We start from the raw sequence: 15683 nt of genomic DNA, 5'->3' as shown, positions 1-15683 counted from the left end.
CAGGTGATCGCGCGGACGCGGGTGCTCAGCGGCAGCCGCAGCTCTCCCGCAGCAGCACGCGCACGGGCAGGTTCACCGCCGACGTCGGCGTCGTGCGGTCGGTGATGCGGCGGCGCAGCAGCTCGACGGCGGCGCGGCCGAGGTCGAGCATCGGCTGGCTCACCGTGGTCAGCCGCGGCACCGACACCTGGGTGGCGTCGATGCCGTCGAACCCGGTGAGGGCCACCGTGCCGGGCACGTCGACCCCGGCGTCGTGCAGCACGTCCAGCACCCCGAGGGCGGTCTGGTCGTTGCCGCACACCAGCGCGCGGGGCAGCGGGCGGCCGGTGGCGCGGTGGTCGCGCACCAGGCCCGCGGCGAGCGTGCGCGCCGTCGTACGCGTGAAGTCGCCGGCCAGCAGCGGCGCCTCGGGCGCCGGCAGGCCGTTCGCCGCGAGCGCCGCGCGGAACGCGGCGAACCGGTCGCGGGCGTCCGGCGAGGCGTCCGGGCCGCCGACGAACGCGAGGTCGGTGTAGCCGTGGTCGCGCACCAGGTGGTCGACGACGGCGCGCACGCCGGCGGCGTTGTCGACGCCGATGTGGTCGAGGCCGTCGTCGCGCGGCGGGCCGGCCATGACCACGACGGGGATACGGCGCGCGATCCGGGCCAGGACGTCGTCGGGGATCGTGGCGGCCAGCACGGCCAGGCCGTCCACGCGGCCGGCGAGGTCGCTGACGAGCTGCTCGCGCTGCGGGCCGCGCGGCACGGAGATCATCACCGCGAGCGCGTGCCGCCACGCCTCGAGCTCCGCCCCGCGCATCACCTCGGCGATGTACAGGTTCGTCCAGCGCGAGCCGGGCGACGGCGTGTGGTCGGGGACCACCTCGACCTGGGCGCCCACGGCCACCGGCGCGGGCAGGTCGGCGACGTCGTCGATGCCGTCGACGTCCGGGAAGCAGAGGCCGAGCACGCCGGTGTGGCGGGCGGCCAGCCCGCGCGCGGAGGCCGAGGGCACGTAGCCGAGCTCGCGGATGGCCGCGTGGACCACCGCGCGGGTCTGCTCGCGCACGTCGTCGGGCCGGCGCAGCACGCGCGAGACGGTGGCGATGGACACCCCGGCGCGCTGTGCGACGTCGTACACCGTGGGGGTCTTGGTCACGCTGTCCTCACCGGCTCCCCTGTCGACGTCGTCGGGGACGGGCGGCGCGAGGGGTGCCGGGGCGCGCCGAGCGGCACCACCTTACGCTCGCGCCGCACGTCGCCGGGACGACGCTTCGGGGGAGGCGGCGGTCAGGCCTCTGCGGTGAGCGCCCGGCGCCAGCTGACCCGGCCGCCGGTCTGCATCAGCGCGCCGCGGTAGGCGCGCTCGCAGACGACGACGGCGAGCACCGCCGTGGCGGCGAGGACCGCGAGCGACACCAGCGGCTCCCACCAGGCGGTCTGGCCGGTCATCACCCGGGTCGGCATGGTGACCACGTTGGTCAGCGGCACGAACGACAGCACGGTCCGCAGCTGGCCTTCGGCCATGAAGGTCGCGAAGTACACGACCATGAGCACCATCATGATCGGGCTGGTCGTGGAGCCGACGTCCTCGGCGCGCGACGCCAGCGCCCCGCCCACCGCGAACACCGCCGCGACGGCCACGAAGCCGACGGCGAAGAACGCCACGAACCACAGCACCGACGCCGACAACGCCGGCAGCTGCATGGTCAGCGAGGTGAAGGACAGGCCCACGAGGCCCACCGCGGCGAGGATGACGTTCTGCCCCAGCGCGATCACGGAGTTGCCCAGGATCTTGCCCGCGAGCAGCTGGCGCAGCGGCACGGCGACGGCGAGGATCTCGACGAGCCGCGACTGCTTCTCCTCCACCACGCTGCTGGCGATCATGGCGCCGGAGCCCATGGCGCCGGCGAAGAACAGCAGCGCGAACACGAACCCGATGACCCACACGGCCGAGCCCGGGCCGGAGTCCACGCCGCCCTCGACCACCTGGGTCGTCAGGGTGCTGCCCGTGCTGAGCGACTCCCACGACGTGCCGGCGGCCTCGGCGTTGCGCGCTAGCACGCCGTCGGACACGGCTGCCGAGAGCATGGCCGTGAGCGTCGTGGAGGGCTCGCCGTCGCCGGCGAGCACCCAGCCGTCGGCCGGGTCGTCGGCCGGGCGCAGCCAGGCGTCGGCCTCGCCGTCCTCGAGCGCAGCGAGCGCGGCCTCGTCGTCGGCGACGTCGAGCACCTCGGCCCGCACCTGCGGGTCCTGCTCGGCGCCGGTGGCGTCCACGGCCTGCACGGCAGCGACGGCGACGGCGTCCTGCGGGGACACGGCCACGGTGAACGACTCCGTCTTGGTCGACTGCCAGGCGAAGAACCCGCACATCGCCGCGACGATCACCACGGAGACCGCCAGGCTGGCCAGGAACGACTTGTTCATGGCCCGCGCGACGATCTCGCGGGTCATGACCAGCACCCACGCATGGCGCGTGCCGTCGTCGCCGCCGGGCAGGGCGTGCTCGGGCGTCCGGGTGCGCTCGGGGGCGGTCAGCGTGCTCATGCGGTCACCTCGCGGTAGATCTGGGCCAGCGACGGGCGCACCGCCGCGAACTCGTGGACGGGGCCGCGCTCCAGCGCGGTGGCCAGCAGGCGCTGGCCGGCGGGCTCGTCGGCCAGCTCGACCAGCGCGGTGGGGCCGTCGACGTCGACCACGTGCACACCCGGAACGCCCCGCACCCACCCGGCGTCGGGCGCGACGACGAGGCGGTGGCGCACGCGCCCGGCGCGCTCGAGCTCCTCGCGGGCGCCGGCGGCGACCACGCGGCCGCCCTTGAGCACCACGAGTCGCTCGCACAGCCGCTCGACGAGGTCGAGCTGGTGGGAGCTGAACAGCACCGGCACGCCGCGCGCGGTGTGCTCGCGCAGCAGGTCCGCCATGCCGTCGACGGCTGCCGGGTCGAGGCCGCTGAACGGCTCGTCGAGCACCAGCGCCCGCGGCGAGCCCATGAGCGCAGCGATGATCTGCACGCGCTGCTGGTTGCCGAGCGAGAGCTTCTCCACGTGGTCCTTGGCGCGGTCGGCCAGGCCGAGGCGCTCGAGGTGGTCGAGCACCTCGCGGCGGGCGGTGCGCGCGCCGATGCCCCGGATGCGCGCCAGGTAGACGAGCTGGTCGAGCACCGGCTGCTTGGGGTACAGGCCGCGCTCCTCGGGCATGTACCCGAACGTGCGCCGGTCGGCCGCCGTGACGGGGGCCCCGCCGAAGCGCACCTCGCCGCTCGTGATCGCCAGGACGCCCATGATCATGCGCATCGTGGTGGTCTTGCCGGCGCCGTTGCCGCCGACGAAGCCCGTGAGCAGCCCCGACGGGGCGGTGAACGTGATGCCGTCGACGGCGCGCGTCGCGCCGAAGTCCCGGGTGAGGTCGCGGAGCTCGAGGTCCGCGCCGTGCCTGCCGTTCGTCATGACGTGAACGCTAGGGCGGCCCCCGGGGGTGGCGGATCGGCCGCGAGGGGGAGATCCGCGGGTCATCCTCGCGGCGGAGGGACCGGGGGCGACGGCGCGGTCAGGCGGTCGGGCCGACCAGCCCGCAGCGGTGCGCCAGCACCACGGCCTGCACGCGGTCGCGCAGCTGGAGCTTGGCGAGCAGGTTCGACACGTGCGTCTTGACGGTGGCCTCGCCGAGGAACAGCCGCTGGGCGATCTCGGCGTTCGACAGGCCCTCGCCCACGAGCTCGAGCACCTCCGTCTCGCGGGGGGTGAGCAGCGCCAGGCGGGGGTCGCCGGCCGGTGGCGTCGGCGACGACGCCGGCGACGACGGCGCGGACCGCTGCGCCACCGGCTCGGCCGCGGGGCCGCCCGCCGGCGCCGCGCCCGCCGCGACCATCTGCGCGATGACGCGGCGCGTGACCTGCGGCGCCAGCAGCGCGTGCCCGGCCGCGACGGTGCGCACCGCCTCGACCAGGTGCTCGGCGTCGGAGTTCTTCAGCAGGAACCCCGACGCGCCGGCGGACAGGGCGTCGAACACGTAGTCGTCCCGGTCGAACGTGGTGAGCACCAGGACCTTGGCGAGGTCCTCGGCGGCGATCCGGCGGGTGGCCTCGATGCCGTCCATCACGGGCATCTGCACGTCCATGAGCACGACGTCGGGCCGCAGCGCGCGGGCGGCCTCGACGGCGGCGGCGCCGTCGGGCGCCTCGCCCACCACCTCGACGTCGTCCTCCACCGACAGGATGAGGCGGAAGCCGGAGCGCACCAGCTGCTGGTCGTCCACGAGCAGCACGCGTACGGCCGCCGAAGGCGCCGGTGCGCCCGCAGAGGCTGGGCCGCCCGTGGAGGCCGGTGCGCCCGCGGGGGCGTCGGCCGGGACGTCGGCGGGGCTCGCGGTCACTGACGCTCCAGGGGTTCGGGGCCCGCGGCGGGCAGCGGGAGGCGGACGCGCACACGGTAGCCGCCGGTGAGCCGAGGCCCGATCTCGGCGGTGCCGCCGTGCGTCGCGACGCGCTCGCGGACCCCCAGCAGGCCCAGGCCCGAGCCGGACGAGCCGGCCAGCGGCCGACCGTCGTCGAGCACCTCCACCTCGGCGAACCCGTGCGCGAACCGGTCGCCGGCGCCGGCCGGGCGGGGCGCGCCCGGGGCCGGGCGCTCCACGCGCACGACGACGCCGACCCGGCGGCCGGTGGAGTGCTTGCGCACGTTGGTCAGGGCCTCCTGCACGGTGCGGTAGAGGCTCAGGCCGATCGAGGCGGGCACGGACGCCGCCGCACCCGGCGGCTCGGCGACCGTGCGCAGCGTGACCTCGAGGCCGTCGGCGGCCGCGCACAGCCGCGGCAGGTCGGCGAGCCCGGGCTCGGGGGAGCGGTCGGCGTGCTCGCCGCCGCCGGCGGCCGACCCGCCGGGGTGCGGCGTCCCGGGCTCCGGCACCGTCGGCGCGCTGGCCCGCAGCGTGCCGAGCAGCCCGCGCATCTGCGTCACCGCCTCGCGCGACGCCGCCTCGATCGTCGCCAGCGGCTCGGCGGCGGCGTCGGGGTCCTTGGCGACGAGCCGGCGGGCCGCCGTGGCGTGGATGCCGATCACCGAGACGTGGTGGGCGACGACGTCGTGCAGCTCGCGGGCGATGCGCAGCCGCTCCTCGACCACTGCCTGCTGCTGCAGCCCGGCGGCCTGCCGCTCGATCGTGGCGGCCTGCTCGGCGAGCTGGGCCTGCCGCCGCGCCGCCCGCCACATGAGCTGGCCGGCGGCGATGGCGCCGAAGAAGAAGGCCAGGTTGAGCATCCACGTGTAGCCGACCATCGCGACGGCGGGGTCGATCAGGCCGGGGTGCGCGTCGTCGAGGTCGAGCTGGTCGATGATCGCCTGCACGCCCGTCCCGACGGCGATGTCCCACACGATCCACAGGAACATCGCCAGCACGGTGAGCCCCACCGTGAGCACCATCGCGCGCCGGTCGCGGGCCCAGGCCACGGCGGTGCACAGCGCGACGAAGTAGACGACCTGCAGCGACACCGTCGTCGTGACCACGGGCAGGGCGAGCCCCACGCCGAGGAAGTGCGCGTAGCACAGCACCAGCACGGCCAGCGGGTACCGGCGCCGCCACAGCAGCGGGACCGCGCCCGAGGCGGCGGCCAGGTGCAGCAGCCAGCCGGGCTGGTCGACGCCCTCGAACGCCCCGGCGCTCCGCGCCATCTCGAGGGTCAGCGCGGTGAGGGCGACCAGGGCGAGCCCCACCACCAGGTCGTGGCGGGCGGCCGCGCGCGGGTCGGCGGGCACGCGCTCCCAGTCCTCGTCGATGCCGAACCAGTCGCCGAACCAGTCGCGGACCCGCTCGGCGAGCGGGGGGCGGCGTACCGCGGCGGGGGCGGTGCTCGGGCGCAGCATCCGCCCAGCCTAGGGATCGGCGCCCCCCGGGCGCCTCCGTCGCGAGACGGATCTTCGCCGCCCGGGCGCCCCGCCCGGACGCCCCGCCCGGGCGCCCCGCCCCGGAGGGTCAGGCGGTGCGGCGCAGGCGCAGCGAGTTGCCCACCACCAGCACGGAGCTGGCCGCCATCGCGGCGCCGGCGATCATCGGGTTGAGCACCCCGGCCGCCGCCAGCGGGATCGCCGCCACGTTGTACGCGAACGCCCAGAACAGGTTCTGCTTGATCACCCGCAGCGTGCGGCGCGAGAGCCGGACGGCGGTGGCCGCGGCGCGCAGGTCGCCGCGCATCAGCGTGATGTCGCCGGCCTCGATCGCGACGTCGGTGCCGGTGCCCATCGCCAGCCCCAGGTCGGCGGTGGCCAGCGCCGCGGCGTCGTTGACGCCGTCGCCCACCATCGCCACCACGCGGCCCTCGCGCTGCAGGCGGGCGACCGCGGCGGCCTTGTCCTCCGGCAGCACCCGCGCCACGACGTCCGCCGCGTCGATCCCGACGGCGCTCGCGGCGGCGCGGGCCGCGCCCTCGCCGTCGCCCGTGAGCAGCACGGGCCGCAGCCCGAGCGCGCGCAGCTCGGCGACCGCCCGGGCGGAGGTCGGCTTGACCGGGTCGCGCAGCTCGAACGACGCCCGGGCCACGCCGTCCCACGCCGCCACGACGGTGGTCGCGCCGCCGCGCTCGGCGACGTCGACGGCGTCCCGCAGCGCGGCGGGGACGCGCACGCCCTGGGCGTCGAGCCAGCTCAGCCGGCCCACCAGCACGCGGCGGGAGTTGAGCAGGTCGGTGCCCAGGCCGGCGTGGCTGCGGCGCACCACGCCCTCGACGCCGCCGCCCGCCGTGGCGACGAAGCCCGTGACGCCGAGCTCGGGCTCGGCGGCCTCGGCGGCCTCGGCGGCCTCGGCGCCCCGGGCGACGCGGGTGCGCAGCCGCTCGGGCGCCGCGGCGACCGCCTGGGCGATGGGGTGCTCGCTGAGGGCCTCGACGGCGGCGGCGTAGCGCAGCGCCTCGCGCGCGTCGTCGCCGGCCGGGCCGGCGCCGAGGGAGCCGCCCGCGGTCCCGTCACCGTCCGTGGCGCCGTCGTCGCCCGGCAGCTCGAGCGCGCCCGTCGGCGTCACCACCCGCTCCAGGCGCATGCGGCCCTCGGTGACGGTGCCGGTCTTGTCGAGCACCACGGTGTCCACGGTGCGGGTGCGCTCCAGGACCTCCGGCCCCTTGATGAGCACGCCGAGCTGGGCGCCGCGGCCGGTGCCGACCAGGATCGCGGTGGGCGTGGCCAGCCCGAGCGCGCAGGGGCAGGCGATGATCAGCACCGCGACGGCGGCGGTGAACGCGGCGTCGACGTCGCCCGTGGCCAGCAGCCAGCCGGCCAGCGTGAGCACGGCCAGCACGAGCACCACCGGCACGAACACCGCCGAGATGCGGTCGGCGAGCCGGGCGACCGGCGCCTTGCCGGTCTGCGCCTGGGCCACCAGCCGCCCGATCCGGGCCAGCGTGGTCTCGGCGCCCACCCGGGTGGCGCGCACCAGCAGGTGGCCCGAGGTGTTCACGGTGCCGCCGACGACGGCGTCGCCGGGCGTCACGTCCACCGGCACCGGCTCGCCGGTGACCAGCGAGGTGTCGACGGCGGAGGCGCCGTCGACGACGACGCCGTCCGTGGCGACGGTGGCGCCCGGGCGGACGGCGAACACGTCGCCGGCGCGCAGCTGCTCGACGGGCACCCGGTGGGCGTCCCACGCCCCGTCGGGTCGGCGGCGCGGCGCACCGTCGGCGTCGAGGGCTACCCGCTCCGCGTCCTTGGCCCCCAGCTCCAGCAGGGCCCGCAGCGCGTCGCCCGCGCGGCGCTTGGACCGGTGCTCGGCATAGCGCCCGGCCAGCAGGAACGTGGTGACGACGGCGGCCACCTCGAAGTACAGCATCTGCTCGCCGCCGCGCACGAGGTCGACGAGCGACCACGCGGTCGCCGCGATCACGCCGATGGACACCAGGGTGTCCATCGTGGAGCTGCCGTGCCGGGCGGCCTTCGCGGCGGCGCGGTGGAACGGCCAGGCCGCCCACGTGGCCACGGGCACCGCGAGGGCGGCGACCATCCACTCCTGCCCGGGGAAGTCGATGGCCGGCACCATGGACAGCACCAGCACCGGCACGGTGAGCACCGCCGCGACGCGCAGCCGGCGCAGCAGGTCCTGGCCGCGGTACTCGACGTGCTGGTGGCCGGAGTGCGCGTCGTGGGTGCCGGCGTGGCCGGCGTGGTGGGCGCCGTCGGCGTGCCCGTCGGCGTGCTCGGGCGCCGGGACGTGCCCGGCGTGCGCTCCGTGCCCGTCGTTCGCCCCGTGCCCGTCGTGGTGCCCGTCGTGGTGCCCGTCGTGGTGCCCAGGGGCCGCGGCGGGTCGCGACGTCCCGGTGACGCGCGCGGAGTACCCGGCGGCCTCGACGGCCGCGAGCAGCGCGGCGTCGTCGACGTCCTCGGTCAGCGTGACGCGGGCGCTCTCCAGCGGCAGGTTCACCGCGGCGGTGACGCCCGGCAGCCTGCTCAGCCTCCGCTCGACGCGCGCCACGCAGGACGCGCACGTCATGCCCTCCACGGCGAGGTCGACCTCGCGCAGGACGGGCGCGGACGGCGCGTCGGGGCCGGTGGTCCCGGTCGTGCCGGTGGCGGTGTCACGGGTGCTGGGGGTGCTCACGGCGTGCCTTCTTCCGGGGTCGGGACGCCGTCGGGGCGTCCGTGTCGAGGCGTCACTGACCGGCCCGGGCCGGGGCGGCACGGGCGGTGGGCGCTGAGCAGCAGGGGGGTGTGGGGAGCGGGGGGAGGCGGGCGCGGTGCGGGGCGCTCCCGTCACCGCCCGCGGGTCACTTCGGGACGATCGGGAGCGTGTGCGTCGCCTGGCGCGCGGGCGCCTGCTCGGACATCTCGGCGGCCAGCGCGTCGTCGACGACGGTCAGCTCGGCGACGTCGTAGCCGGCCTCGTCGACGGCGGCCCGCAGCGCCGCCTCGTCGACGGCGCGGTCGGAGACCACGCGCACGGACGAGGCCTGGCCGGGGTGCAGCTCGACGACGACGTCCTGGACGCCGGCGACGGCGAGCAGCTCGCGGGTCACGGAGGAGACGCAGTGGCCGCAGGTCATGCCGGTCACGGACAGGTGGGTCACGGTCGTCATGGGATCTCGGGTTCCTTCCGGTCGGGGTCAGCTGCGCACGAGACGGCCGATGGCCTCGGCGGCCTCGCGCACCTTGGCGGCGCCGTCGTCCGGCGACTGCCGGGCGGCGTCGACGACGCAGTGGCCCAGGTGGTCCTCGACGAGCGCCAGGCTCACTGCCTGCAGGGCCTTCGTCACGGCCGACACCTGGGTGAGGATGTCGATGCAGTAGACGTCCTCGTCGATCATGCGCGCGATGCCGCGCACCTGGCCCTCGATGCGCCGCATGCGCTTGAGGTACGCCGCCTTGTCCGAGGCGTAGCCGTGCGGCCCCTCGGGTGCGTCGGCGGGCGCGTCGGCGGACGCGGCGACGTGGCTGGTGGTCTCGTCCATACCCACCAAGATACCCCTGGGGGGTACCAAGTCAAGGGCAGGACAGCGAGACGCGGGTCACCGTCCGGCCGTCAGCCGCACCAGCGCGTCGAGCACGAGGTCGACGGCGGCCGTCCGGCGGCCGGGCAGGAGGGCCGCGCCGATGTCGCGCACCGCGCGCGGGTCGTCGAGCGGCACCTGGGCGCAGTCGGCCGGCGGGGTGGCGGCCCGGGGCGCGACGGCGACGCCGAGCCCGGCGGCCACCAGCCCCTCGAGCGTGTGCAGGTCCTCGCCCTCGAACGCCAGGGTGGGCAGCACGCCGGCGCGGGCGAACAGCTCGTCCGTGGAGCCGCGCAGGCCGTACCCGGGCTTGAGGGTGACCAGCGGCTCGCGCGCCAGGTCGGCCACGCGGGCCGACCCGGCGGCCGCCAGCGGGTGGGCGCGGGGCACCAGCAGCACCAGCGGCTCGTCGAAGAGGTGGACGACGTCGAGCCCCGGCGGCGCGGGGTCCAGCCGCGAGACGAGCGCGACGTCGGCCTCCCGCGCCCGCAGCGCGTCGAGGCACGCCTGCCGCGCACCCTGGCTGAGCCCGAACCGCACGGCGGGCTCCGCGCCGTGGACGGCGCGGATCGCCTCGGGCACCAGCTGCTCGCCGAGGGACGTCTGGAACGCGATGCGCACCGTGCCGCGCACGCGCCGCTCGACCGACTCCATCGCCTCGAGCCCCTGGGACACCTCGTCGAGCGCCCGCTGGGCGAACGGCACCAGCGCCCGGGCCGCCGGCGTGAGCCGCACCCCGCGGCCGGCGGGCTCGAGCAGCGGGGTGCCCAGCCGCTGCTCCAGGCGGCGGACGGTGCGGCTGACCGTGGGCTGCGGCATGCCCAGCATCGCCGCCGCCAGCGTCACGTGCTCCACCTCGCCCAGGGCCACCAGCACGGGCAGGTGCGGCAGCAGCGCGCGGACCGTCGCGTCATCCATGACGCCAGCGTATGAAGGTGGGGCGCCAGATGCATTGGAGCCATCGGTCGGGCGTGCCTACCGTCGCGCGCATGGCCTCCGTCGTCGACAGCCCCGCGGCGCGCGCCTCCGCGGCGCGCACTCCCGCGCCGGGCGCCTCCGCGCCGGGCGTCCGCGCCCGCACGGCCGCGTCCGCCGAGCGCCGCCTCGCCGCGGCGCTGTGGTGCGCCGGCGTCGCGACGTTCGCCCTGCTCTACGCCCCGCAGGGCCTGCTCACCGAGGTCGCGGCGGGCACCGGCGTCGCCCCCTCCCGCACCTCCCTGCTGATCTCCGCCGCGACCGCCGGCCTGGCGCTGTCCGTGCTGCCCTGGGCATGGCTGTCCGACCGCGTGGGCCGCCCCGCCGCGATGCGCGCGGCCGCCGTCGCGGCCGCCGTGCTGTCCGTGGCCGTGCCGCTGCTGCCGACGTTCGAGCTGCTGGTCGCCGGGCGCCTGCTGCAGGGCGCGGCGCTCGGCGGCATCCCCGCGCTGGCCATGACGCTGGTGCACGAGTCCGCCACGCCGCTGCGCGCCGGGGCGCTCGCCGGGTCGTACGTCGCGGCGACGTCGGTGGGCGGGCTGTCGGGGCGGCTGCTGGCCGCGCCGGCGGGCGAGTGGCTCGGCTGGCGCGGCGGCCTCGTCGTCGTCGGCGTGGCGCTCACCGTCCTCATGGCCGTGCTGGTGGTGCTGCTGCCGCGCGGCGGCGCGCCCGCCGGTGGGCGTGCCGCCGCCGCGCGGCCCGCCGGCGTGCAGTCCCGTGACGCGCGGACCGGCGGCGACACCCGACCGTCGTCTCGCGGCGCGGTGCGCACCCACCTGCGCGACCCGCGCATGCTCGCCCTGTTCGCCGTCGGCGGGCTGCTCGTGGGCGGCATGGTCGCGATCTTCAACTACCTGCCGTTCCGCCTCGAGGCGCAGCCGTACGGGCTCGCGCCCACCGCGGTGTCGCTGATCTTCCTGACCTACCTGGCCGGGACGGCCGGCTCGCGGGCCGCGGCGTGGCTGGCCGGGCGGTGGAGCCACCGCGCGGTGATCGCGCTGGGCGGTGCGCTGCTCGCCGTCGGGGCGCTCGTGACGCTCGCGGGGCCGCTCGTGGTGGTCGTGGCCGGCGTCGTGGTGCTCGTGACCGGCCTGTTCGTGGGGCACGCCGTGGCCTCCAGCCGGGTGGGCGCGCGGGCGGTGACCGGTCGCGCGCAGGCCACCGCGCTGTACACCGTCACGTACTACCTGGGCTCGAGCGTGTTCGGGTGGCTGGCCGGGATCGCCTGGGACGGGGGCGGGTGGCCGCTCGTGGCCGGGCTGGTCGCCGCGCTGGGCGCGGTGGCGCTCGTCCTGGCGCTGTACGGGGAGCGGCCCGCGGGCTGACTGCGCCGAGGCGGCGCCCGTCCTGACGCCGCCTCGGCGCCGCCGTCAGCGCACCGGTGCCGCCTGCGGCCCGCCGCCCGGCGCCGCGCCGGCCGGCACGCCGTCGACGGCGATGCGCAGCGCCGCCACGAGGTCGCGGTACAGCTCGTCGCCGGCGTAGAGCTCCTCGTGCGTGCCGGCGGCCCGGACCCGGCCCTGCTCCAGCACGAGGATCCGGTCGGCGTCCAGCACAGTCGAGAGCCGGTGCGCCACCGTCACGACGGCGCCGCGGCGCGCCTGCGCGCGGATCGCGTCGTGGATCGCCGCCTCGGTGAGGCCGTCCACCTGGGACGTCGCCTCGTCGAGCAGCAGCACGGCGGGCTCGCGCAGCAGCGCCCGGGCCAGCGCGATGCGCTGGCGCTGCCCGCCGGACACGGACGACGACACGAGCGAGGTGTCCAGCCCGTCGGGCAGCGCGGCGAGGTCGCCGTCCAGGCGCACGGCCGCCAGGACGCGGCGCACCTCGTCCTCCCCGGCGTCGGGCCGGCTGAACAGCAGGTTCTCGCGGATGGTGCCCGGCACCACCGGCGTCTCCTGCTCCACGTAGGCGAACTGCTCGCGCACCTGCGCGTGGGTGAGCCGGTCGTACGGGGTCCCGTCCAGGCGGATCTCGCCGGACTGCGGGTCGAGGAACCGCAGCAGCAGCGACAGGATCGTGGTCTTGCCCGCGCCGGACGGGCCGACGAGCGCCACGTGCCCGCGGCGCGGGACGTCGAACGAGACGTCCCGGACCGCCGGCGCCCCGTCGGCGTAGCCGGCGGTGACCCGGTCCAGGCGGACGACCGGGCGGTCACCCGGCGCGTCGGTGGCGCGGGCGGGCGCCGGGGCCGCCTCGCGGGGCTCCGCCTCGAGCGGCATCTGCTCCACCTCGCGGATGCGCTCGGCGGCGGCCATGCCGGACTGCAGCGTGGTGAACGCCTGCGTCAGCTCGGTGATGGGCCCGACGATGTTGAACGCGTAGAGCAGGAACGCCACGAGGCTGGAGACCGCGAGCGCGTCCTGCGACACCCGCCAGGCGCCCAGGCCGAGGATCACGATGATCGCCAGCTGGATGCCGCCCCACGACACCGTCCACGCGACGGCCTCGGTGCGCACCGCGGTGATCGCGTGACGGCGGGCGTCGCGGGCGTCGGCGAGGATCGCCCGGCCCTGACGCTCCTCGGCGCGGCTGGCCTTGACGGTGCGCACCGCCCGCACGGCGCCCTCGACGGCGCCGCCGAGCCGGCCGACCGCCTCCTGCGTGCGGTGCTGGGCGCGGCCGATGCCCGGCAGCAGCAGGGCCATCACGACGGCGACGACGACGATCGCGGCGACGGTGGAGGCCAGCAGCACCAGGTCGAGCACCGCCATGAGCACGAGCGTGCCGACCAGCGACACGACCCCGTTCACCAGGCTGACGAGGGAGTTCGACGCCGCCTCGCGCAGCAGCAGGGTGTCCGAGGTGACGCGGGTGACCAGCTCGCCCGCCGGCCGGGACGTCAGCGCGCCCACCCGCGCCCGCAGGTAGCGCACCACCAGCGACTCGCGCGCCTCGTAGACGATCTCCTCCGCCAGCCGCCCGAGCAGCATCCACTGGTACATGCCCACGACCGACCCGACGAGCATGAGCGCCACCAGCCACGACACCGGCGCGAGGAGGCCGGCGCCGCTCGAGAGCGTGTCGAGCACCCACTTGGTGACCATCGGGGTGGCCAGGCTCATCGCCGTCGCGACCAGGCCGAGCGCGAGGCCGAGCCCGAGCGTGCGGCGGTGCGGGCGGACGAACGCGAGCAGGATGCGCAGGCGCTCGCGACCCGGGCGGGCGGCGGCGGTCGGTCCCGCGCCGGGCGCGGCGCCCGCCGGGGCGGCGCCCGGGGCGCCGGGTGGTGGGGTGTCGGGTGTGGTCGGGCTCATGGTGTCAACCATGGTTGACGCTCCGTCCTGGGACAACGACAGTTGACCCGGTCGACCGGGAGGGGCTCTTGGCTGGACAACCGCTCGGGACGGCGGAGAGTTCCCCGTGAGGCGGGCCCACCGTCGGGGCGCCCGGCCGTGCCCGGGCGGCCGTCGGTTTCACGGGAAACGGCGCGACCGCGAGGTCCACGCCGGCCGGAGCCTGGCGGGCTAGCCTCGGCGCGTGCCCCGAGGACGCGGTAGCGACCGCCCGCTGATCGTCGAGCTGGTGCCGGACGACGAGGACGGCGTCGGCGCGCACGCGACGCCGCACCCCGCGTCCTCGCCCGACGGGACGTCCGCGCCGAAGGACCCGGCCGCGGACCCGGCCGCCGACGCTCCGGGCCGCGGGGCACGGTTCCGGGCCTGGCTCGCCCGCCAGCCGCGCACGCGGCTCGTGGTCGCGGGCGTGGCGGCGCTCGCGCTGGTCGCGGGTGCCGGCGTGGCCGCGACGGTCGCCGACCAGCGCCGCGTCGAGCGACTGCGCGCCCTGCCCGGCGGCGTCGTCGACCTCGCGACGCCACCGCACGCCGCGTGGACGACCACCACCGACGGGGCCGTGTGGCCCGTGGCGCAGGTGGGCTCGCTGCTGGTCGTCATGGAGCAGGAGTCGCTGTGGGTCCCCGGCGCGGCCGAGGGCGGGTCCGTCACGCTCCGGGCGCTCGACCCCGCGACGGGTGAGGATCGATGGAGCCGCGACGTGCCGGCGTCCACGTGCGGGCCCGGCGGGATCACCCGGTCGGAGCGGCTCGTGTGCGTGGTGCGGACGGACGGCGGGTGGTCTGCACTGGTCCTCGACGCGGCCGGTGACGTGGTCGCCGAGCGCGCGCTGCCGGGTGTCGAGGGTCCGGCCGGGCTCACCACCGAGGGCGAGCCCCCACCTGCTGCGGTGGCGATGCCGACGGCCGACGGCGGGCTGCTGCGGCTGGTGCGGCTGGGGGAGCCGCCCACCATGCCGGAGCTGGTCGACGAGGGCGTCGGTGACTGGCGGCCCCGCAGCCCCATCCTGGCGCGGGACCTGCGCGTCACGCTCGAGGACGCCGTCACCGGGCAGGAGCGGTGGTCGACCACGCTGGCGGCCGAGCCCACCGTCGACGTGCACTCCTGCATCTCGGTGATCCTGGACGGCGACGTGCCGCGGCTGGACGGGGACACGAAGGTGTGGGTGGACGCCTCGGGCGACGTCGTCACCGTCGAGGGGTGCGGCGTGAGCGCCCAGCTGACCCCCGAGGGCGTGCGGCTGGGCGGTGGCGAGCCGTGGGGCGTGCGCGCCGTCGCCGTCGCGGACGGCTACGCCGTGCCGCCGGCCGCCGAGATCCTGGAGGACGGTACCCAGTCGTTCGACGCGACCGGCCGGTGGTCGCTCGTGCGCCGTGACGGCACTGCGGCGGGTGAGCTGCCCGGCCCGCTCATCGTCCCGGCGGTCACCGACGGCACCGGCGAGGACCTGCTCTTCGTGCGTGAGGGCGGGGCGCTCGTCGCCCTGCGCACCGACGGCCTCTCCCCGGCCTGGCGGACGGGCCGGCCGGACAGCGGCGTGCTCGCCCAGGTGGACGGCACCGTGCTGACGGTCGAGGAGGGGCGGCTCGTGGGGCTGGATGCGGCGACCGGCAGGTCCCGGTGGGCCACCGACGTCGGCGCGGCTGACGCGCAGAACCTCGCGATGACCGCACAGGGGATGGGGCAGGCGTTCACCGACGGCCGCCGCGTCGTGGTGCTCAGCCCGGACTGGGGCTCCGACGGCAGCGCCGGGAAGCTGACCGCCTACGACGTGGGCACCGGCGAGGTCGTGTGGTCCCAGCCGTTCGACGGCGACGTCCAGGCGTGGACGCTCGCGGTCGACGGGCACCTCCTGCGCGGCGGCCCGGACCGGATCGAGGGCCTCGGCTAGCACGAGCCCGGGGCCGAGGAGTGGACGGGAGGCCCGTCCAGGGGTGGTCCGCCGGCCCGGGAGCGGCCTACCGTGAGAG

Annotated in this window: 12 protein-coding genes; 2 read left to right on the top strand and 10 right to left on the bottom strand. The window is 77.0% G+C overall.

Annotated features, from left to right (window positions below):
• Positions 1-25: 25 nt before the first annotated feature.
• The 9 genes from GSF02_RS03185 to GSF02_RS03140 all read right to left on the bottom strand — a co-directional run bounded on the left by GSF02_RS03185 (position 26) and on the right by GSF02_RS03140 (position 10360).
• Positions 26-1138: a LacI family DNA-binding transcriptional regulator gene (locus GSF02_RS03185; protein WP_201308762.1), complete on the bottom strand. Its 1113-nt coding sequence runs from the start codon at positions 1136-1138 to the stop codon at positions 26-28.
• 131 nt (positions 1139-1269) lie between these two features.
• On the bottom strand, positions 1270-2526 hold the full coding sequence (locus GSF02_RS03180; RefSeq protein WP_159792666.1) for an ABC transporter permease: 1257 nt from the start codon (positions 2524-2526) through the stop codon (positions 1270-1272).
• Positions 2523-3428 (bottom strand): ABC transporter ATP-binding protein, encoded by a 906-nt coding sequence (locus GSF02_RS03175; RefSeq protein WP_159792664.1) that lies wholly within the window; start codon positions 3426-3428, stop codon positions 2523-2525. The genes GSF02_RS03180 and GSF02_RS03175 overlap by 4 nt, the downstream gene beginning before the upstream one ends.
• 100 nt (positions 3429-3528) lie before the next feature.
• Positions 3529-4245 (bottom strand): response regulator, encoded by a 717-nt coding sequence (locus GSF02_RS03170; RefSeq protein ID WP_159792662.1) that lies wholly within the window; start codon positions 4243-4245, stop codon positions 3529-3531.
• Between the two features lie 104 nt (positions 4246-4349).
• The gene (locus GSF02_RS03165) at positions 4350-5840 is read right to left on the bottom strand and encodes a sensor histidine kinase (protein WP_159792660.1); all 1491 of its coding nucleotides are present in this window, start codon (positions 5838-5840) and stop codon (positions 4350-4352) included.
• Between the two features lie 109 nt (positions 5841-5949).
• Positions 5950-8448, bottom strand: a complete 2499-nt coding sequence (locus GSF02_RS03160; protein ID WP_201308772.1) for a heavy metal translocating P-type ATPase — start codon at positions 8446-8448, stop codon at positions 5950-5952.
• Between the two features lie 274 nt (positions 8449-8722).
• A complete protein-coding gene (locus GSF02_RS03150; protein WP_159792658.1) occupies positions 8723-9031 on the bottom strand; it encodes a heavy-metal-associated domain-containing protein in 309 nt (102 codons plus the stop codon).
• Positions 9032-9058: 27 nt separating this feature from the next.
• On the bottom strand, positions 9059-9403 hold the full coding sequence (locus GSF02_RS03145; RefSeq protein WP_159792656.1) for a metal-sensitive transcriptional regulator: 345 nt from the start codon (positions 9401-9403) through the stop codon (positions 9059-9061).
• A gap of 57 nt (positions 9404-9460) precedes the next feature.
• Positions 9461-10360 (bottom strand): LysR family transcriptional regulator, encoded by a 900-nt coding sequence (locus tag GSF02_RS03140; protein WP_159792654.1) that lies wholly within the window; start codon positions 10358-10360, stop codon positions 9461-9463.
• Positions 10361-10431: 71 nt separating this feature from the next.
• On the opposite strand from GSF02_RS03140, the gene GSF02_RS03135 reads away from it, so the two are divergent.
• Complete coding sequence (locus GSF02_RS03135; RefSeq protein ID WP_159792652.1) at positions 10432-11742, top strand: MFS transporter; 1311 nt, start codon at positions 10432-10434, stop codon at positions 11740-11742.
• A 45-nt stretch (positions 11743-11787) separates the two neighbouring features.
• Here GSF02_RS03135 and GSF02_RS03130 read toward each other — a convergent pair whose 3' ends face one another.
• The gene (locus tag GSF02_RS03130) at positions 11788-13674 is read right to left on the bottom strand and encodes an ABC transporter ATP-binding protein (RefSeq protein ID WP_201308760.1); all 1887 of its coding nucleotides are present in this window, start codon (positions 13672-13674) and stop codon (positions 11788-11790) included.
• A gap of 223 nt (positions 13675-13897) precedes the next feature.
• Here GSF02_RS03130 and GSF02_RS03125 point away from each other — a divergent pair, with 223 nt between their 5' ends.
• Entirely contained in the window at positions 13898-15604 is a 1707-nt protein-coding gene (locus GSF02_RS03125; RefSeq protein ID WP_159792650.1) for an outer membrane protein assembly factor BamB family protein, read from the top strand.
• Positions 15605-15683: the final 79 nt, after the last annotated feature.

The organism is Puerhibacterium puerhi, assembly GCF_009846865.1.
In the GTDB taxonomy this organism is placed as follows: domain Bacteria; phylum Actinomycetota; class Actinomycetes; order Actinomycetales; family Cellulomonadaceae; genus Puerhibacterium; species Puerhibacterium puerhi.
Note: the sequence above shows the minus strand (reverse complement) of the source record. Positions and strands in the feature narration are given on the sequence as shown.

What these genes read in the sequence shown, in the direction of transcription:
- GSF02_RS03180 (WP_159792666.1), bottom strand. Translation starts at nt 2,526, where the DNA reads ATGAGCACGCTGACCGCCCCCGAGCGCACCCGGACGCCCGAGCACGCC.
- GSF02_RS03175 (WP_159792664.1), bottom strand. Translation starts at nt 3,428, where the DNA reads ATGACGAACGGCAGGCACGGCGCGGACCTCGAGCTCCGCGACCTCACC.
- GSF02_RS03165 (WP_159792660.1), bottom strand. Translation starts at nt 5,840, where the DNA reads ATGCTGCGCCCGAGCACCGCCCCCGCCGCGGTACGCCGCCCCCCGCTC.
- GSF02_RS03160 (WP_201308772.1), bottom strand. Translation starts at nt 8,448, where the DNA reads ATGACGTGCGCGTCCTGCGTGGCGCGCGTCGAGCGGAGGCTGAGCAGG.
- GSF02_RS03150 (WP_159792658.1), bottom strand. Translation starts at nt 9,031, where the DNA reads ATGACGACCGTGACCCACCTGTCCGTGACCGGCATGACCTGCGGCCAC.
- GSF02_RS03145 (WP_159792656.1), bottom strand. Translation starts at nt 9,403, where the DNA reads ATGGACGAGACCACCAGCCACGTCGCCGCGTCCGCCGACGCGCCCGCC.
- GSF02_RS03140 (WP_159792654.1), bottom strand. Translation starts at nt 10,360, where the DNA reads ATGGATGACGCGACGGTCCGCGCGCTGCTGCCGCACCTGCCCGTGCTG.
- GSF02_RS03135 (WP_159792652.1), top strand. Translation starts at nt 10,432, where the DNA reads ATGGCCTCCGTCGTCGACAGCCCCGCGGCGCGCGCCTCCGCGGCGCGC.
- GSF02_RS03130 (WP_201308760.1), bottom strand. Translation starts at nt 13,674, where the DNA reads ATGAGCCCGACCACACCCGACACCCCACCACCCGGCGCCCCGGGCGCC.